Annotated in this window: 18 protein-coding genes and 1 pseudogene; 9 read left to right on the plus strand and 10 right to left on the minus strand. The window is 28.7% G+C overall.

Annotated features, from left to right (window positions below):
* Positions 1-63: 63 nt before the first annotated feature.
* Positions 64-1332, plus strand: a complete 1269-nt coding sequence (rho, locus tag ABXT45_RS07265; RefSeq protein ID WP_415313480.1) for a transcription termination factor Rho — start codon at positions 64-66, stop codon at positions 1330-1332.
* A gap of 4 nt (positions 1333-1336) precedes the next feature.
* Here rho and ABXT45_RS07270 read toward each other — a convergent pair whose 3' ends face one another.
* A complete protein-coding gene (locus tag ABXT45_RS07270) occupies positions 1337-3271 on the minus strand; it encodes a tetratricopeptide repeat protein (RefSeq protein ID WP_415313482.1) in 1935 nt (644 codons plus the stop codon).
* 59 nt (positions 3272-3330) lie between these two features.
* Between ABXT45_RS07270 and mnmE the strand changes: the two genes are divergently transcribed.
* The 5 genes from mnmE to ABXT45_RS07295 all read left to right on the plus strand — a co-directional run bounded on the left by mnmE (position 3331) and on the right by ABXT45_RS07295 (position 8991).
* On the plus strand, positions 3331-4662 hold the full coding sequence (gene mnmE / locus ABXT45_RS07275) for a tRNA uridine-5-carboxymethylaminomethyl(34) synthesis GTPase MnmE (RefSeq protein ID WP_415313484.1): 1332 nt from the start codon (positions 3331-3333) through the stop codon (positions 4660-4662).
* Between the two features lie 165 nt (positions 4663-4827).
* On the plus strand, positions 4828-6699 hold the full coding sequence (gene mnmG, locus ABXT45_RS07280) for a tRNA uridine-5-carboxymethylaminomethyl(34) synthesis enzyme MnmG (protein WP_415313486.1): 1872 nt from the start codon (positions 4828-4830) through the stop codon (positions 6697-6699).
* Positions 6699-7340, plus strand: coding sequence for a 16S rRNA (guanine(527)-N(7))-methyltransferase RsmG (locus tag ABXT45_RS07285; protein ID WP_415313488.1), 642 nt, complete (start codon positions 6699-6701; stop codon positions 7338-7340). Before mnmG ends, ABXT45_RS07285 begins: the two co-directional genes overlap by 1 nt.
* An 8-nt stretch (positions 7341-7348) precedes the next feature.
* Positions 7349-8143: a ParA family protein gene (locus ABXT45_RS07290; RefSeq protein WP_415313489.1), complete on the plus strand. Its 795-nt coding sequence runs from the start codon at positions 7349-7351 to the stop codon at positions 8141-8143.
* The gene (locus ABXT45_RS07295; RefSeq protein WP_415313490.1) at positions 8143-8991 is read left to right on the plus strand and encodes a ParB/RepB/Spo0J family partition protein; all 849 of its coding nucleotides are present in this window, start codon (positions 8143-8145) and stop codon (positions 8989-8991) included. The genes ABXT45_RS07290 and ABXT45_RS07295 overlap by 1 nt, the downstream gene beginning before the upstream one ends.
* On the opposite strand, the gene holA is transcribed toward ABXT45_RS07295, so the two are convergent.
* From holA to ABXT45_RS07315, 4 genes are read right to left on the minus strand one after another with little or no spacing between them, the layout of a single operon-like run.
* A complete protein-coding gene (gene holA / locus ABXT45_RS07300; protein WP_415313492.1) occupies positions 8981-9976 on the minus strand; it encodes a DNA polymerase III subunit delta in 996 nt (331 codons plus the stop codon). The genes ABXT45_RS07295 and holA overlap by 11 nt on opposite strands.
* Positions 9973-10437: an LPS assembly lipoprotein LptE gene (gene lptE, locus ABXT45_RS07305; protein WP_415313494.1), complete on the minus strand. Its 465-nt coding sequence runs from the start codon at positions 10435-10437 to the stop codon at positions 9973-9975. The genes holA and lptE overlap by 4 nt, the downstream gene beginning before the upstream one ends.
* A 3-nt stretch (positions 10438-10440) precedes the next feature.
* A complete protein-coding gene (leuS, locus tag ABXT45_RS07310) occupies positions 10441-12975 on the minus strand; it encodes a leucine--tRNA ligase (RefSeq protein ID WP_415313495.1) in 2535 nt (844 codons plus the stop codon).
* A gap of 30 nt (positions 12976-13005) precedes the next feature.
* Positions 13006-13566, minus strand: coding sequence for a DUF3576 domain-containing protein (locus ABXT45_RS07315; RefSeq protein WP_415313497.1), 561 nt, complete (start codon positions 13564-13566; stop codon positions 13006-13008).
* Between the two features lie 215 nt (positions 13567-13781).
* Here ABXT45_RS07315 and ABXT45_RS07320 point away from each other — a divergent pair, with 215 nt between their 5' ends.
* Positions 13782-14789: a porin gene (locus ABXT45_RS07320; protein ID WP_415313499.1), complete on the plus strand. Its 1008-nt coding sequence runs from the start codon at positions 13782-13784 to the stop codon at positions 14787-14789.
* A 36-nt stretch (positions 14790-14825) separates the two neighbouring features.
* On the opposite strand, the gene ABXT45_RS07325 is transcribed toward ABXT45_RS07320, so the two are convergent.
* A complete protein-coding gene (locus ABXT45_RS07325) occupies positions 14826-15368 on the minus strand; it encodes a thiamine phosphate synthase (RefSeq protein WP_415313501.1) in 543 nt (180 codons plus the stop codon).
* Here ABXT45_RS07325 and ABXT45_RS07330 point away from each other — a divergent pair.
* Positions 15363-16013: pseudogene (locus ABXT45_RS07330) on the plus strand (YggS family pyridoxal phosphate-dependent enzyme). The gene ABXT45_RS07325 and the pseudogene ABXT45_RS07330 sit on opposite strands and share 6 nt — an antisense overlap.
* On the opposite strand, the gene ABXT45_RS07335 reads toward ABXT45_RS07330, so the two are convergent.
* Complete coding sequence (locus ABXT45_RS07335; RefSeq protein WP_415313503.1) at positions 16010-16498, minus strand: L,D-transpeptidase family protein; 489 nt, start codon at positions 16496-16498, stop codon at positions 16010-16012. The pseudogene ABXT45_RS07330 and the gene ABXT45_RS07335 overlap by 4 nt on opposite strands.
* A 24-nt stretch (positions 16499-16522) precedes the next feature.
* On the opposite strand from ABXT45_RS07335, the gene ABXT45_RS07340 reads away from it, so the two are divergent.
* Positions 16523-17110, plus strand: coding sequence for a helix-turn-helix domain-containing protein (locus ABXT45_RS07340; protein WP_415313504.1), 588 nt, complete (start codon positions 16523-16525; stop codon positions 17108-17110).
* A 6-nt stretch (positions 17111-17116) separates the two neighbouring features.
* Here ABXT45_RS07340 and ABXT45_RS07345 read toward each other — a convergent pair whose 3' ends face one another.
* The 3 genes from ABXT45_RS07345 to dapB are packed head-to-tail and all read right to left on the minus strand — an operon-like array spanning position 17117 to position 19477.
* Positions 17117-18046, minus strand: a complete 930-nt coding sequence (locus ABXT45_RS07345) for an adenosine kinase (protein ID WP_415313506.1) — start codon at positions 18044-18046, stop codon at positions 17117-17119.
* 1 nt (position 18047) lies between these two features.
* Positions 18048-18701 carry an endonuclease III gene (gene nth / locus ABXT45_RS07350; protein ID WP_415313508.1) on the minus strand — a complete coding sequence of 218 codons (654 nt, stop codon included), beginning with the start codon at positions 18699-18701 and terminating at the stop codon, positions 18048-18050.
* Positions 18701-19477, minus strand: coding sequence for a 4-hydroxy-tetrahydrodipicolinate reductase (gene dapB, locus ABXT45_RS07355; RefSeq protein ID WP_415313509.1), 777 nt, complete (start codon positions 19475-19477; stop codon positions 18701-18703). Before dapB ends, nth begins: the two co-directional genes overlap by 1 nt.
* Positions 19478-19484 lie beyond the last annotated feature (7 nt).

Raw genomic sequence — 19484 nt, forward strand, 5'->3', positions numbered from 1 at the left:
GAAATACTCGTTAGAGTATATATATTCAAATCATCTAACAAATCTTAAACTCAATCCCTCAAAATGAATATTCAAGAACTTAAACTAAAATCATCTGAACAATTAATAACACAAGCTGAAAAGCTGGGCATTGAAAATGCAAGCACACTCAGAAAACAAGAAATATTGTTTGCTATTTTAAAAAAAGTTGCCGAGAAAGAAGAAATTACTGGAGCAGGAGTTTTGCAATTATTGCAAGATGGATTTGGATTCTTAAGAGCAATGGAATCAAATTATTTGGCTGGCCCAGATGATATTTATGTTAGCCCAAGTCAAATAAGAAAATTTGGTTTGAGAACTGGGGATACCGTTGAAGGACCCGTGAGAGCCCCTAAAGAAGGAGAAAGATATTTTGCATTATTACAAGTGGAAAAAATAAATTTTGAAGAACCAGAAAAAGCTCGACACAAAATTGCATTTGATAATTTAACACCTCTTTATCCTGACCAACAAATGGTTATGGAAATTGAAACAACCAAGATTGAAAAAAAACCTGATTTAACACCAAGGTTAATTGACCTTGTAAGTCCTATTGGAAAAGGTCAAAGATCAATAATTATTTCCCCTCCTAAAGCGGGTAAGACAATGATTTTACAAAGCATTGCAAACTCAATTGCCAAAAACTATCCAGAAAGTTACTTGATGGTTTTATTAATTGATGAAAGACCAGAAGAAGTAACTGACATGAAAAGAACGGTTAGAGGAGAAGTTATCAGCTCCACATTTGATGAGCCAGCTTCTAGACATGTTGCTGTTGCTGAAATGGTAATTGAAAAAGCGAAACGATTAACGGAACATAAAAAAGATGTAGTAATCTTATTAGATTCAATAACAAGACTTGGTAGAGCGTACAACGCTGTAATTCCAAGCTCTGGAAAAGTATTAACAGGGGGAGTTGATGCGAATGCACTTCAAAGACCAAAAAGATTCTTTGGTGCTGCAAGAAATATTGAAGAAGGTGGATCTTTAACAATCATCTCAACTGCGCTGATAGATACAGGATCAAGAATGGATGAAGTAATTTTTGAAGAATTTAAAGGAACAGGAAATAGCGAAACAGTTCTTGATAGAAAAATTGCAGAGAAAAGAATTTATCCGGCGATTGATATAACTAAATCTGGAACAAGAAGAGAGGAATTATTGTTTGATAAAGATGATCTTTCAAAAATGAATGTATTAAGAAGAATCATTAGTCCAATGGGAACAATGGATGCTATTGAATTTATTAATTCAAAACTTAAAGAAACAAAAAGCAACGCAGATTTCTTTAGCTCAATGAATAAGCCTGCTTAGGCTTTTAATTTTTAATTAAATCTAAGAATATATTTTCTAAATTTTTTGTAAATTTTTTATTATTGAATAAGCTGTCTGTTTTTTCAGGGTTAGAGAGATGTTTTTTTAATTTTTTCTGTTTATTTTTATTAAGAGCTATCTCAACAGCCGTTGTTGTATATTCAGTAACATTTTCTGTAATTAATTCTTTCAATCCAGCATTTACAAGTATGCTGCTTGCTACTCTGGAAGCAAAAGATTTACCAATCATTGTTATTATTGGAACTCCCATTCTAATAGCTTCACTGGCTGTTGTATGGGCACCATAGGGATAAGTGTCTAAAAATAAATCTATAAATTTAAACCTTTTCAAGTGGACATCTATAGATGTTCTTTTAGCAAAGATTATTCTATGTTCTTTGATGCCCCTATTTTTTGCTTCTTTAATCAAATTCTCGGTACTTTTATCATTTTCTTCTAATAACCAAAGAACGCTATTTTCACATTTATTTAAAATTTTCATCCAACAATCAAAGATTAATGGATTTATTTTATAGCTTGCATTTAAGCAGCTAAAAATGAAAGAGTCTTCTGGAAGATTAAAATCTTTTTTAGATAAATTATTCTTTGAAATTTGGATTTTAGACTGATTGGGTTGATAACAATTTGGTAAATATAAAACTTTTTCAGAAAAATTTTTTAATTCTTCCAGTGGTATTACCTGTTTATCTGCAATTATATAATCATAGTATTTATTACCCATTGTTCCGGGATAACCTAAATAAACAATTTGTATCGGCGCAGCTCCATAATAAAATGTTTTAGTAATCGCGTTTTTTGTATATCCACGTAGGTCGATCGCAATATCAATCCCCTCATTTTTGCTCAATTTTGAAATTTCTTCTTCGGACAAATCATAAACATCAAAAAATTTATAAAAATGTTTTTTAACTTCATCTGTCCATTTATCTTTTTTTGGTCCATGACTAAATCCATAAATTTCAAATTTAGAATTGTCATGATTTTTAAAAACATCTAATATTAAATGTAAGCCTGCATGATCACGAAAATCACCGGAAAAATAACCAATTTTAATTTTTTTATTATTAATTTGTTTTATTTTTTCTCTATGAGGAAGATTGTGAAATAAATTTTTTGAGAAATTTTTAGAGACAATTTTGTGTTTATATTGATCATCTGTTAATGAGAGAAAACTAAAAGGTCTGATAACTTTTTCGTTAATGTTAATTTTTTTTTCGATGTTTTTCTTTAAAAATTCATAATTATTCCAATCACAAATATGCATTTTTGCATGCATTAAATCTCCATATATAAAATCTATTTCATCGTTTAACTTTATTGCATTTTCATAATCATTAATTGCAAGCTCCATTTGATTGTAATGTTCAAATAAGTTACCCCTACTACAATATGCTTCAACAAAATTTTTATTAAGTTGTATTGTCTTACTAAAATAATGAATTGCTTTTTTATATTCTTTTAGTTCTCTAAATAAATTTCCTAAATTGTTGTAAATCTTTGAGTCATTTGGTTTTAGTTTTATACAATATTCAAAACAGTTAATTGCTTCTTTATATTTTTTGATAATTTTTAAAGAGGTACCCTTATTTAAATATGCATCAAAATAATTTTTGTTTAGACTAATGGCTCTATTATAATCTTCAATAGACTTATGATAATTTAATATTTTAGTTAATGCTATTCCCCTGTTATTATATGAATCTGGTAGATTTGGATTAATTTTTATCGATAGATCTAAATATTTTATTGCCGTATGATATTTTTCAGTTTGTAAATATGTGGTTCCAATAAGAAGTAAAAGCCTTTCATTATTTTTAACATTTTTGCTTAATTCTAAATATAAATTTTGTGCCTTTTTTATATTCCCAGTTTGATGTAGCTTTAGTGCGTTATTGAATATTTGTTCTTTATTTTTCATAATTTACAATTATTTTAAAAAATATATCAATATTGAATATAATATATATATTTTGATTGATGACTATATTTGCACTATCCACAGGTCCAGGAATTTCTGGAATAGCCATTATTAGAGTTTCAGGTGAAGACACCAAAAAAGTAATCAAACTATTAACCAATACAACAGTTCCAGAACCAAGACTCGCCACATTGAGAAAAATCAACAAAATCAACACCTCTGAGCTTATTGATGAAGGTATTTTGTTATGGTTTCCTGGCCCTGAGAGCTACACAGGTGAGGATATGGCCGAATTCCATATACATGGAAGCAAAGCAGTAATTGATGCCTTGCACAACTCTATCTCAGAAATTGAAAATTGCCGTCTAGCTGAACCTGGTGAGTTTACAAAGCTTGCATTTCAAAATGGAAAAATAAATTTGCTGAAAGCAGAAAGTATTGCAGATTTAATTTCAGCAGAAACTGAAATTCAAAGACAACAAGCAATAAAAATCATGAATGGAAAATCTGCAGATGAATTTAATCGTTTAAGAGAAAAACTTTTAAAAATTTTATCGCACGTTGAAGCAAAAATAGATTTCCCAGATGAAGATCTGCCTGAGGATATTTTAAAGAATATTAAAAAAATTTCCAATGAGGTAATTTTAAATTTAAAAAAAATTTTAAACGATCAAAAAATTGGTGAAAGAATTAGGGAAGGTTTTAAGATTGCAATCATAGGACCAACTAATGCTGGAAAATCTAGTTTGCTAAACCATCTTTCAAATCGAGATGCAGCAATTGTTTCAGAAATAGCAGGAACGACGAGAGATGTAATTGAGACGCACTTAAATATTGATGGTTATCCAGTTGTAGTTTCTGACACCGCAGGAATAAGAGAAGCTAAAAATGAAATAGAAAAAAAAGGAATAAAATTAGCACTCGATAAAGCGGTAAATGCAGATTTAAAGTTGATTATTATGGACGCTAAAAGTATTGATTTTAAAGGGGTTTTGAAAGAATTAATGGATGAAAATGCAATTCTTGTAATTAATAAATCTGACCTTTTAAAAGAAGATTTAAATAAAGAAGTAAAAAACTTTGAACATGTTTTAATTTCAGTAAAAAATAATCTTAACTTAGAAGCTTTAATTTTTAAAATTAAGAATAAATTAAAAAATAAATTTATAACAAGTGAAGATATTTTAATTACTCGCGAAAGACACCGACAACATCTTGAGCAAAGTTTAAATTATCTAAAAAATTTTGAAGAAAAAAATGAAGCTGAAGATTTTGACAAAGCTGCAGAAGATCTTCGTTTAGCAACTCGACATTTAGGGATGATTGTTGGAAAAGTAGATGTTGAGGAGATATTAGGTAGTATTTTCAACGATTTTTGTATTGGTAAATAATCATCATTTTAAAGGAATTTTTAGCTTATTTTCTTCATTTTTGTTGATAAATATAACTTATTCATCAATTTTAATTCTAAAATGTACCCATAATTGTCTCAATAAGTATTTAATAAAATAATAGTGTCCGCTTGTAAATATTTATATCAGTTATAAATTTAACTAATGAAAAATGATTTATCATTCGAGGTTGTTGTTATAGGAGGAGGACATGCTGGTTGTGAAGCTGCAGCCGCCTCTGCGCGTCTTGGAGTAAGCACTGCCCTATTCACTCATAAAATTAAGACTATAGGTGAGATGTCTTGTAATCCAGCCATAGGTGGTCTTGGTAAAGGCCATCTTGTCCGAGAGATAGATGCCTTGGATGGTGTGATGGGAGAAGTTGCAGATAAATCAGGTATACAATTTAGACTACTAAACAGAAGTAGAGGACCTGCAGTTCAAGGGCCTAGAACACAATCAGATAGATCATTATATCGTAAATATATGCAAGAAAAACTATTAAACTACTGTAATTTATATATTTTTTCTGATCCTGTAATAAGATTTATTTTTAATAAAAACACTATAAGTGGTTTTGAAACAAAGTCAGGTAAAAAAATCTTATGTAGTAAGCTAATCTTAACAACAGGCACGTTTTTGAATGGCTTGATTCATATTGGTGATGAGAGAACACCAGCCGGAAGGTTTGATGAGAAGCCTTCAACAGGGCTAAGTGAACAACTTAAAAAATATGATTTCAAAATAGGAAGGCTCAAGACAGGGACACCACCAAGGCTTGATGCTAGAACAATTAAGTATGATAATTTAGAAGAACAGTTTGCAGATGAAGATCCTTATTTTTTTTCTTTCTTAACTAAAAAAAATTTAAACAAACAAGTTTCATGTAGGATGACCTATACGAATGAAAAGGTTCATAAGATAATTCAAAAAAACCTAAAGAGAAGTGCCATGTATTCAGGAAGCATACAGGGAGTTGGTCCAAGATATTGTCCTTCAATAGAGGATAAAATAGTAAAGTTTGCAGATAAGGACCGACATCAGATATATTTAGAGCCAGAGGGGCTAAATGACTATACAATATACCCTAATGGAATATCTACCTCACTACCTGAGGATGTTCAACAAGAAATTTGTAATAATATCAGTGGCTTAGAAAATGTTAAGATAATTAGGCCAGGATATGCCATAGAATATGATTATATCGACCCTAGAGAGCTATTCTTAACCCTTGAGACGAAAAAAATACATAATTTATACCTTGCTGGACAGATAAATGGAACAACTGGTTATGAAGAAGCTGCTGCTCAAGGGTTAATAGCTGGTATTAATGCTGCGTTATCTTTTAAGAAGGAGGAACCATTTATTTTAGATAGATCAGATGCTTACATTGGAGTTATGATAGATGATTTAGTAACAAAGGGGGTTGCCGAGCCCTATCGTATGTTTACTTCGAGAGCGGAATATAGATTAAGTTTAAGAGCAGATAACGCTGATAAAAGATTAACAAATAAAGGAATTAAAATTGGATTAATATCGAATGAAAGAGAAAATCTTTTTAAAGATAAAGAATACAAATTAGGAATAATATCTAAAATAATGTCTGAATCATCGATATCTCCAACAAAAATTACAAATTTTAATATTAAAATTGCAAAAGACGGTATTTTAAGAAAGTCTAGTGAAATATTAGCTCAAAAAGGGGTTGATATGAAAAAAATAAGAGAAATTTGGCCCGAAATACCTTTTTTTGATAAAAAAATAGATGAACAAATTGAAATAAATGCTCATTACAGAGGATACCTTAAAAAACAAAAAGCAGATATTTTAGCCTTTAAAAGAGACGAAAACTTAGTTATACCTGAAAAAGTTAATTATGACGATCTTTCTGGACTTTCAAATGAGGTAAAAGCCAAATTTAAACAAATAAAACCAAAAACCATGGGACAAGCACTAAGAATTGACGGAATAACTCCAGCTGCTGTATATATTTTGTTGTCACATGTTAAAAGAAAGTCTATTAAGCTTATAGCTTAATGGAAGAAATTTTTAAAAAATACCCACTACTAAAAGACCAAAATGTTCCACGTGAAACATTAACTGATTTTGAGCTATTCATATCGATGTTACAGCAAGCGAATGAAAATATTAATATTATAAGCAAAGAAACAGCCAAAAATGAAATAATTAGAGAACGCCATATAGTAGATTCTGCACAAATTATTGATTTTGTTGATTTAAAATGCAATACAATAACAGATATAGGATCTGGTGGTGGTATGCCAGGTATAATCATATCAATCATGATTAAAAATAAAAATAATTCGATTAAATCTTGCCTATATGAAAAAAGTCACCATAAGAGCTCTTTTTTGAGAAAAGTATCTAGGGATTTAAAATTAAACACCGAAGTCGTGCAAGAGAATATTTTTGAGGCACAAAATTTAGAGTCGGGTACAATAATGGCAAGGGCTTTTAAACCTTTGCCAATAATCTTAGATTTAGTTTATAAAAATTTTAGTAGTTACAAAAATTTAATTGTCTTTATGGGAAAAAATGGAGAAAAAGTTTTAGAAAAAACTTTAATAAATTGGGATTTTGATTTTGCAAAAAAAAAAAGTGTTACAAGCGAAGATTCATTTTTATTAAATATAAAAAATATTAAAAAAAGACATTAAAAAGCTAAATGCAAATTATTTCTGTAATAAATCAAAAGGGTGGGGTTGGAAAAACAACAACGGTAATTAATCTTGCAGCGGGTTTAGCCCAACAAAAAAAAAAGGTTTTAGTAATTGATCTTGATCCACAAGGAAATGCAACTACGGGACTTGGTTTGTCTAATTTAGAAAGTTCAAGTGATACAATTTATGGAGTATTGAATGGAACAAAGGCAATTTCTGATGTTATTAAAAAAACAGAGTTCAAAAATTTAGATATTGTTACCTCAAATGTAGATTTGTCTGGGCTTGAGGTCGAGACAGCAGATGACAGCATGAGAGCCTTCATTTTAAAACGTGAATTAACCGCTTATTCAAATGATTCTAGAACAACTTACGATTATGTACTTATAGACTGTCCACCATCATTAAGTTTACTTACTGTTATGGCTTTGGTGTCTTCACACTCTCTATTAGTGCCACTACAGACTGAATTTTTTGCTTTAGAGGGGTTAACACAATTAATGAAAACCATAGAACGAATAAAAGTTAATTTAAATCCTGAATTAAAAATTAGAGGCATACTTTTAACAATGTTTGATAAAAGAAATAGATTGTCTGCACAGGTAGAAAAAGAAGCAAGAGACTATTTTAATGAAAAAGTTTATCTAACCGTAATTCCTAGAAACGTAAGGCTGTCTGAGGCTCCTTCACATGGCATGCCAGTTTTAATGTATGACAAATCTTGCCCGGGCAGTAAATCATATTTTAACTTTACAGATGAGTTTATTAATCAAGAACAAACAATAGGGAGTGCTGTATAATGGATACAAACAAAATAAAGAAAGGTTTGGGTAGAGGCTTGTCATCTTTAATAGGTGAAACAAAAGTAGAAATAAATATTAATAAAATCTCAATATCAGATCTCGTAAGTAATAAGTTTCAACCAAGGAAAACATTTGATGAAGAAAGTTTACAAGATTTAACAAATTCAATAAAAGAGAGAGGCATCATTCAGCCAATTATTGTCAGAAAGTCTAGTGACGATAGCTCAAAGTATGAGATAATTGCAGGAGAGAGAAGGTGGTTATCAGCACAAAAAGCAGGGTTACACGAAGTTCCAGTAGTTATTACAGATGCAAATGATTTAAAATCTTTAGAATTTGCAATTGTCGAAAATGTTCAAAGAAATGACTTAAATGCAATCGAGGAAGCACGTGGCTATCAACGTCTTATTGAAGAATTTTCATATGACCAAGAAAAAGTAGCACAATTTATTGGAAAAAGTAGAAGCCATATTGCTAACTTTTTAAGGCTATTAAAGCTTCCAGAAGTAGTTTTAAAATTAATTGAAGCTCAAAAATTAACACCAGGGCATGCAAAAATATTGGTTGGATTAAACAATGCAGAGTTTATAGCAAATAAAATGATTGAAAAAAATCTTTCAGTTAGACAATCAGAAAACTTTGTTAAAATCTTCAAGACTAAGAAGCATTCTCTTAAATCACCAAAGGATGTAAATTTACAAATATTAGAAAATTCAATCAGAGAAAAAATTGGTCTTAATGTTTTGATTAAAAATAAGAAAAATAATTCAGGATCTTTATTGTTGGAGTATAAAGATCTAGATCAACTAAATAAATTAGTTGAAATAATAAAATCTAATTATTAGTTTTTTTTGAATTATTAATTATAAAATCTGATAATATATTTTTGCTTAAAGTAGAGTTTTTTTTAATTAAAAGCTCAATTTCATTAGTTTTATAAATCAGATTTTTTAAATGATCTTTCTTCCAGGATCTTATTTGTTGTACAACAAGTGGTTTATCCTTCCAGAATATTGGCGGTTTATATATAGAAATTGCCTGTTCAATATTATTTTTTTCATCAACTAATTCATAAACTTTAATTAACCTTTTTAGTTTAGCCAACAATGTTCTAATGATTATAATATTATCTTCATCGGAAAAGTTGTTTTCATTCAAAATTTTAACAGTTTTTCTGGTATTTTTGGCTAACGAATTATCAATAAGTTCTGAAGCACCATAGTTATCTGCTAGGTTGGTTAGCTTTATTATCTCTTCAAGATGTAGGATTTTTTTATTTGATGAAAAATGCTCAATCTTTTGTAATTCATTATTTAAATTTTTTCTATCACCCCTACTTCTTTCTATCAAAACATTTATTAGTTGTTGAGATATTGGTATTTTTTTATTCCTAAAGAAAAGACTAATTATCGAATTTAAGGTTTGATTGTTGTCTTCATAAAATGGGACACATATTATTGATTTTTCTTTTTCAAAGATTTTTCTCAAAGTAGATTTTTTTTCGAGATTTTTTGAATTTAAAATTACCTGTACATCTTCTGGTTTTTTTTCTATTAGTTCTACTATAGTTTCTCTAATTTTGTCAGTTGCTCTATTAATGATTATGAGTTTTTCGTTATCAAAAAAAGATTTAGTAAGTAGGCTGTTAAAAAAATTATCAGTATTTTCTAATATTTCTTTTTCTTCGTATCTGTTAACTTTATCATTATATTTTTTTTCAAAAAGATTTTTAATAGTTTCTTCTTTTAAGCCATCATTATCACCATAAAACAAATAAAATTTATGATTATTTAGTTTTATTTTGTTTAGCTCGAATGACTTGATTATCATTTTATATTGGCTAATTTAAAAATTAATTTTTCTGTAGCTATTTCAGTCAAATTCTTTTTAATTTCTCTTTCATATCTTTTTAGATCAAACTTATTAGAATTATTATTATATTTAAAATTTTCTGTGATAATAAAATTATTTTTAATTTTATTATTTATTAAAACATCTACATTGAGAGTAATTGTAGCTTGAAAACTTGTAGCATCGCCTGAGGTATTTTTTACCAAAGTTACTTTTTCAGAAGTAGTTGTAATTTTTAATATATAATTCTTATCTTTTGGTTTTAGTGTAAAATTATTTAATTTTTTTTTAATTTTTAAATTTATTTCCCTATCTCCAGTAAAATTTAATTTATCTAAAGAAAAATTGTAATCTGAAATATTTTTTTTGGAATGAATTGCCTCATAACCACAAGAAGATAAAAATATAAAAAAAAGGAATGTGAATAATTTTTTTAGCATTTTCTATATTATAATATTTATAAGTCTGTTGGGTACAAAAATTATTTTTATAATTTTTTGACCTTTTAAATTTTTTTCTGTTTCTTGGTTTAGTTTAATCGTTTTTAAAATTTCTTTTTCAGTAATATCTCTTTTTACCTTTAAAATAGCCCTTTTTTTACTGTTAATTTGAACAACAAAGTTAATTTCTTCTTCTATTAGATCTTTCTTGGAAACTGTTGGCCAGCTTATCTTTTTTTCATTTATTAAATTTAAACATTCATTTGAAAAATGTGGAATAAAGGGGTTCATTAGTATTAAAATCTTTTTATAGTTATCAATCAAAACTTCTTTTTTAATTGGTTTCTCAATTTCTTTGATTAAATAATTGTACATTTCATAAAGATTAGCAATTATTACATTATAGTGAAATTTTTCTAGGTTATGAGTTACTTTATAGATTAATTGATTGGTAAATTTAATTAAATTATTGCCCTCATCTCCTCCATCATTATTTTTAATTTTTTGTAAAATTTTGGAATTTAATATCCATAATTTTTGAATAAATTTAAATGAAGCAATCATACCCTGATCAGACCACTGCACATCCTTTTCTGGAGGGCTGTCAGATAAAATAAATAATCTAACTGAATCTGCTCCATAATTTTGAATTATATTTTCAGGGTCTATAGTGTTTTTTTTTGATTTCGACATGGACTCAGTTGGTCCAACAATTATTTTTTCTGAGGGATTATTCTTTTTATAAAATATTTTACCATCTTCAGAGGTTACCTCTTCAGGATTCAACCATTTATTTTGCTGATCCTTATAAGTCTCATGGCAGACCATTCCTTGCGTAAACAGACCCTTAAAAGGTTCTTTTAATTTAAAATTGTCATTTTTAAAGGAAAGTGCCTGCATAAAAAATCTTGAATACAAAAGATGTAAAATAGCGTGTTCCACACCACCAATATATTGATCAACAGGCATCCAATAGTTGACCTCCTCTTGAGTAAAGCCATAATTTGCGTTATTAGGTGAGCAGAATCTTAAGAAATACCAAGATGAATCAACAAAAGTATCTAATGTATCGGTTTCTCTTTTATATTTTTTTCCATCTAACTTGAAATATTTCCAAGCATCTTCTGTGTCTAAAGGATTCCCAGTGTTACTTAATTTTTGAATTTCAGGGAGCTTAACTGGCAACAATTCTCTAGGAATTTTAACAGGTTTATCATCTTCATCATAGGCTATTGGAATGGGACATCCCCAATACCTTTGTCTTGATATTCCCCAATCTTTTAATCTATAGTTAGTTTTTTTTTTTCCTAAATTATTTTTTTCAAGAAATTCAATGGTTTTCATAATAGATTTGCCCGGAGCCTTTAAACCATCTAGAAATTTTGAATTATAAAGATACCCCTCACCTGTATAAGCCTCATCATTTATTTTAAACTCTCTATCTTTTTCAGGTTTAACAACAGCCCTAACTTCTAAATTATATTTTATTGCAAAATCCAAATCTCTTTGATCATGAGCGGGACAGCCAAAAACAGCACCAAGTCCATAGTCCATTAATACAAAGTTTGCGAAATAAACTGGAACCTTCATATTTTTATCTAGTGGATTAATTGCCATCATATCAGTCTTAAAACCAAGTTTTTCAGCTGAGGCAATGGATTCTTCTGTAGTACCAGTTTTGGAACATTCTTTTTTAAATTCTTTAAATTTTTTATCTTCTTCATAATATTTTGCTAAAGAATGATCAGTAGAAAGAGCAAGAAAAGAAAAACCAAATAAAGTGTCTGGTCTTGTTGTATAACACTTAATGCTTTCAATTGGTTTTTCACTTTCAACTTTAAACTCAACCTCACAACCAAAAGATTTACCTATCCAGTTTTTCTGCATAATCTTTACTTTGTTCGGCCAATTATTTAAGGTATCTAAACCTTGTAAAAGTTCTTCAGAAAATTTCGAAATACTAAAAAACCATTGATTTAACTTCTTTCTTTCAACAATAGCCCCAGATCTCCAACCTTTACCATCTACCACTTGTTCATTGGCTAGAACTGTCTGGTCAACTGGATCCCAGTTAACATAATTTTCTTTTCTATAAACCAGGCCTTTATCAAAGAGATCTAAAAAAAACTCTTGTTGGTGTTTATAATATTCGGGTGAACAAGTTGAAACTTCTTTATCCCAATCAATCGATAGACCAAGTTTTTTAAGTTGGGATCTCATAATTTTGATATTTGACTCAGTCCAAGTTTTAGGGTCTAAATTATTTTGTCTTGCTGCATTTTCAGCTGGCATTCCAAAAGAATCCCAACCCATAGGATGCAAAACATTATATCCCTGCAAAGTTTTAAAGCGTGCTAGAACATCGCCAATAGTATAATTCCTAACATGTCCCATATGGATTTTTCCCGATGGGTAAGGAAACATTTCCAAACAATAAAATTTTTTTTTATTTTTATCAAGTTTGGTTGAAAACTCTTTGGTTTCATCCCAAAGCTTTTGCCACTTTTCTTCTACGGTTTTAAAATTATATCTATCCACAAAATTTAATTTTTATTTTAAACTTATAGCCTAATATTTTTGATTGCCCTTATAAGCTTTAGAGTTTTTCTTTTTTTTCTCAGCCTTATAAAGTGCTGCTGTTTTCAAAATTTTTTCTTTTAATTCAGTAATTAGATTTCCATTTTTTTCTGAAATTATACAATTAAATTGAGCCAAGCATTTTTTATTAAAGACTTTAATGTTTAGTGCATCAGATCTTATTTCATTTGTTAGAAATCTTATTGAAATTTTAATGCTTTCATTTGAAGCCTGATCTGTTGAATACCAATCTGTAATTATAATACCACCACTATAATTAACAGATGCTAAAGGCATAAAATCTATGATATCAAGTGATGCTCTCCATAATTCATTAGAGCTTGCAAACTCAAAAACACCATTACCAGATTTACCAAAACCTTCTGAAAGTCTAAACCCTCTGCCCTCAGATAAATTCTTTGCCACCCTTTTTTTTGGGTCTGGGTCATACTTTCGAGCATCAGCTCCAGGGAACTTACCCCCACATGAGTTTAAAAAAAAAGAGCATAAAAACAAAAAAAAGATAATTTTTAAGTATTTAATCGGATTCATAATAATATTAATTGTTAATTAAATAGTTTTATACAATATATTATCAAAAATGCTAAAAATATAAGAAAATAGCCACTTTTAAAGTGATGCAAAAATACAACACTAATTGAATTTTTACTTAAAAACTGCAATTAATCCAAAAAATTATGCACTGATTTGGTACATAGGTTGTGTTTATTATTAATAATAACAATAACAAATAACAAAGGAAAAATATGAACAATATAAAAAAAATAGGTATGACTGCTTTAGCAGCTTCACTTGTTTCTACATCAGTATTTGCTGGTGAAATGACAGTGGCTGGTTCAGCAAGCCTTACAACAGATGGTTATTCTGCAGTATCAAGAAATGCTGGAACAGGATTTTCAATGGGTAATCAACTTACATTTTCTGGTTCAGGTGAATTAGACAATGGAATGAATGTTTCACTATCTTTCGTACTAGATCAAGGTGATGACAAGAAAACAACTGCTAACAGTGCTACTGTACCTGCTAGCGCTACGTCACCGTTTGATAGTCACTCAATAACAATTAGTTCTGACGCTATGGGAACTCTTGTATTTGCTGGTGAAGGTGGAAGTTCAACTGCATCTTCAATAGATACTACTTCTGCAGGCGACATCTGGGATAACTTTGATGGCGTATCTGGTGGTGGAACTGCTGGTGTAGCTGTTTCGGATTCAGCTCCTGGTGATAACGCGTTCTTTTACACTTTACCTGAAATGCTTGATGGTTTAGCTGTAAATGCATCGTACAAACCTCAAGGTTCAACTGCTGCTTCAGCAACTGGATATGGTTTAGCATATACTGGTTATGAAGGTTTAGCAGTTCACTATGCAGTAACTGATATCGATACAGCTGCTACAAACACATCTGGTGATCAAACTGTTGCAAAAGCATCTTATGCTTATGGTTCAGTAACTGTTGGTTATTCTAATTCTTTCGTTGACTTAGGAAACACTGATATGACAGGTGACCAAGAAACTACTTCAATGAGTATTTCTTACACTGTGTCTGATGCCATTTCGATTACTTATGGTGAAGAATCGGTTAATTTGAAGAGTGCTGCAACTGATGCTGAGTACAGTATGTTATCAGGATCTTACACTGCTGGTGGAATGACTGTAACAGCTAAAATGGCTGACGGTGAAAACACTGCTTTTGGAACTGATGCCAATGAAGATCTTGAATATTGGTCTTTAGGTCTATCGTTTGCATTCTAATTAATTTAGAACACAAATTAATAAAAGGGCCCCTTTTTAGGGGCCTTTTTTTTGTTCAAAAAAAGAAATACCAGCAAAAAATTGACAGTTAATTAAACTTAATTTTTTAAAATTATTATTTGAAATTCCACCAAGTGCTACAAATGGTTTTTTACTATAAAAAGATAATAATTTAAATCTATAAAGACCTAAAAAATTTTTATTTTTTTTGAATAATGAAGACAGAAAGATTGCTTTAACTTTTTGTGATTCTTTTGTCTTTATTTCATAGATATTGTGAGCAGATCCCAGAAGAGTAAATTTTTTTTTAAAGGAATAAGAGAGGTGCCTTTTATCCTTATTAAATGATGGTATATAAGCCCCATCCAAATCGAGTTTTATGGCTAACTTAATATTATTTGAAAGAAAAAATTTATTTCCATTTTTTTTACAATAATTTTTTAATTTTAAAATTAAACTTTCATCAATAGTTTCATCATAATTTCTAAAGATTATTATTGTTTCTTTCAGCTGTTTATCTAAATGACTTTGATCAAATTTATTTATAAAGTAATATCTGTTTAAAATTTTATTATGCATAATTCAGTTAAAAATTTAATTTATATAGAAGACCTTATTAAATCTAAAGTAAATCATGACAAAATACCCAAAATTATTGCCGTATCAAAGACTTTTCCTATTGAAAATATTTTACCACTTTTAGAGCATGGACACTTTCATTATGGGGAAAATAAGGTTCAGGAAGCCTTAGATAAGTGGACTGATGTAAAAAATATAAATGACAGTATTAAACTTCATTTGATAGGAAGACTTCAATCTAACAAAGTAAAATTTGCTCTAAAAATATTTGATTATATTCATTCACTAGATAGTGAGAAATTAGCTAATAAAATTGCAGATGAACAGGTTATACAAGGAAAAAAACCAAAAATATTCATACAGGTAAATATTGGCAATGAAGAACAAAAGTCTGGAATAAAGAAAGAAAGATTGTTTGATTTTTATAAATTTTGTAAAAATTTGAATTTAGACATTATTGGTACAATGTGTATTCCTCCAAATGACAGTAATACAGAAAAATATTTTTCTGAGATGAATTGAACAAATAAAGAATTAAATTTTAAAGAATTAAGTATGGGTATGTCAGGAGATTATTTAGAGGCAATTAAAAATAATGCAACGTATGTCAGGGTAGGTTCGAAAATATTTGGTAGTAGAAATTAACCAATTTTGATTTTAGTTTTTTTATCAATTAATTTTAATAATATTTCAAAATCTTTTTCTTTTAAAGCAATACATCCTGCAGTTGGTTTGTAATTATCTGTTAAATGAATAAATACAGCACTCCCTCTATATGCAATTTTTCTTTCATTGTGACTGATTGAAATTATATAATCATACTTATGATCCTTTCTATGTAGATTTTCTCTATGATTTTTACTATGTGTTTTGATTTCTTCATTGTATTTTTTATGTTTTGGGTCGTCACACCAGGCCATATCTTTTTTAATGATTTTTTTATTAATTTTACACTTTGGAATATCAATTCGATCTTTTCTAAAATATAATTTCTTTAAGTTGAATAACCCTTTAGGAGTCGAATAATCACCCTCTTTTTTGTTAGAATTTATGCCCTTTTTCCCTATACAGCATCTTAATTTAAAGTCGTCAATTATAAGAGTGTTTTTATTTGGTACATGAATTATCATAAGTATTATTAAGTATTATTAAGTATGATTATACAAAATGTTTTCATTATAAATTATAATTCACTATATGAAATCCTAGATGAGATAAAAGAAAATTTATCTTTTAAAATTACAAAATTTGAAAATGAGGAAGATTTTAAAAAGAACTTTGATATTGATATAATAGATTATTTAGTAATTTCAAAAACTTACCATAAATTATTACCAAATAATAATGTAATTGATAAAAATTTTTTAGATTTAAGTAATTTACCCTTATCTTTAAAAAAATTATTAGAGTTAATTAATATTAAATTAATCAAATTAAGATTTAACCAACAGTCTAAGATTATTATTAAAGGTTATGAATTAAATTTAAATTCAAAATATTTTTCTAAAGAAACTTTAACTTTAAAGTTAACAGAAAAAGAAATTCAAATTATTTTATACTTAAATAATAAAAAAATTAAACACGATGTTGCAGACTTACAAAAATATATATGGGGTTACCCAATAGGCATGGAAACCCATACCGTAGAAACACACATTTATAGATTACGAAAAAAAATAAGTAATTTATTTAAAGATGAAAAATTTATATTAAGCCATAAAAGTGGTTATTTTATTGACTAAAATAGCTTAATCTAGTCTAGCACCAATTTTTTGAATTATCTTTGAAGACATTTCAGTTCCTTTTTCGAGACATTCTTTTGTTGAAACATTATTAATTAGTCCATGAAGAAAACCAGCTGCAAACAGGTCACCAGCACCTGTTAGGTCCACAATTTTTATATTAGGCTTGCTTTGGCACTCCATAATTTCATGATTTTTAATAGCAATACTTCCTTTTTCACCACGCGTGATAATTAAAAGTTTTCCTAATTGTTTTCCAAATTCAATAACATCCTCAAAGCTCTTAGCATCAATTAATGATCTAATTTCTTGCTCGTTAGCAAAAGTAATATCAAGTTTATTTTTAACTAAATCTAAAAAATTACTTTTATGCCTTTCTACACAAAATTGATCTGATAAGGACATTGCTTTAGTTTTAGAAAATAACATTGCTTTATTAAAAGCAGACTTTGGCTCTCCTTCGTCCCACAAATACCCCTCTAAAAATATCATTTCACTTTCTTTGATTATCTTTTCATTAATATCTTGTTCATTAATTTTTCCAGAAATCCCTAAAAACGTAACCATAGTTCTTTCTGCATCAGGTGTGATTAAAATTAAACAAGTTCCAGTTGGTAAAGTTTCTTGTTTTTTATTATAAAAATATTGAACTTTTTCTTTAGTTAAACCTTCTTCGTACTTTTTCCCTAAATCATCAGCATTAACTTTACCTATAAACCCAACATCGTTTCCTAATTGTGACAATCCAACAATAGAATTTGCAACAGATCCACCAGAAACTGTTTCTTCAATATTTAATGTAGATAAAAGTTTTTTAAACTCACTTTCATCAACTAATTTCATTGTGCTTTTTGTTAATTTATTATCTATCAAGTATTGATCATCAACTTTGCATATAACATCAACAATCGCATTACCAATTCCTAGTATTTTCATATTAAGCTTTTCTTATTGTTACTGGATTTTTTCTATTAGGATAACAAGTCGTGCAAATTTTACAAGTCAAACCATAACATTCCCTAGCTTTGCAAAATTCTCTTCCATAATAAATTATTTGTAAATGTAATTTGCTCCATGTTTTTTCTGGGAATATTCTTTTTAAATCTTTTTCAGTTTGAATAACATTTTTACCATTTGTTAAGCCCCATCTTTGAGCTAATCGATGTATGTGAGTATCAACGGCAAAGGCTGGAACTCCAAAACCCTGAGACATGACCACGCTTGCTGTTTTATGGCCTACACCAGGCAGTTTTTCAAGCTCTTCAATGTCTCTTGGTACTTTGCCACCATGCTTTTCTAGAAGCTGTTTAGACATCAAATAAACGCTTTTTGCTTTAACTCGAAAGAGGCCAATACTTTTAATTAATTTTTCAATTCTTTTTCTACCTAATTTTACGAAATGTTCAGGCTTATTATATTTTGGATATATACTTTTAGTTACATTATTAACATTTAGATCGGTGCATTGAGCTGATAAAAGAACCGACATTAAGAGAGTAAAGTTACTAGTATGATCTAGAGGGATAGGGGTTGTTGGATAAATCTTATTTAAAATCTTTAGTATTTTATTAGCTTTTTCTTTTTCAACCATTATTTAAAGTTCAATAAATCTCTCATTGAATAAAGTCCTGGTTTTCTATTAACAAGCCATTTTGCTGCAGTTAAGGCGCCATCTGAGTAAAGAGCTCTATCAAATGCTTCATGATTTAATTTTATTATTTCTTTGCCACTAGAAAATGTTACCTCATGTTCTCCAATAATTTCACCTTTTCTAATTGAATTAAAATTAATTTTTTTCCCATATGGGAAAGAATTTTTATTCAAAAATTTTTTTCCAATTAAATTATAAAGATTTTTATTTTTTCCATCCGCGATACCTTTTCCAAGCATTAAAGCCGTTCCTGATGGGTAATCTTTTTTGTGTTTGTGATGAACCTCAAAAACTTTACTTAAATATTCATCATTTAATGATTTTGAGGCAATTTCAGTTAGATACATCAATAAATTAATACCAAGGCTCATATTACCTGCTTTTAAAATAGGAATTTTTTTAGAAATTTTTTTAATTATATTCTCTTCTTTCTGTGTAAATCCAGTTGTTCCAATTACTACCCTTTTTTTTAATTTAGATGCAATTTTTAGAATATCTAAAGTACAGTTTGGAACTGTAAAATCTATTATTACATCAATTTTTTTAAAAGCTTGTTCAGTATTTACATCAAGTTTGATGCCAGAAATTTTTTTATTGATAGCTTTATTTTCTGTCAGAACAGCTAATTTAAAGTTTTTATTATTTTTTGAGGATTTAATAAGTTGTTGACCCATTCTCCCTAGGCAGCCAGAAATAGCTAAATTAATTTTTTTCATCTAATAA

The sequence above is a fragment of the Candidatus Pelagibacter sp. Uisw_106 genome, assembly GCF_047724975.1.
Classification (GTDB): Bacteria; Pseudomonadota; Alphaproteobacteria; order Pelagibacterales; family Pelagibacteraceae; genus Pelagibacter.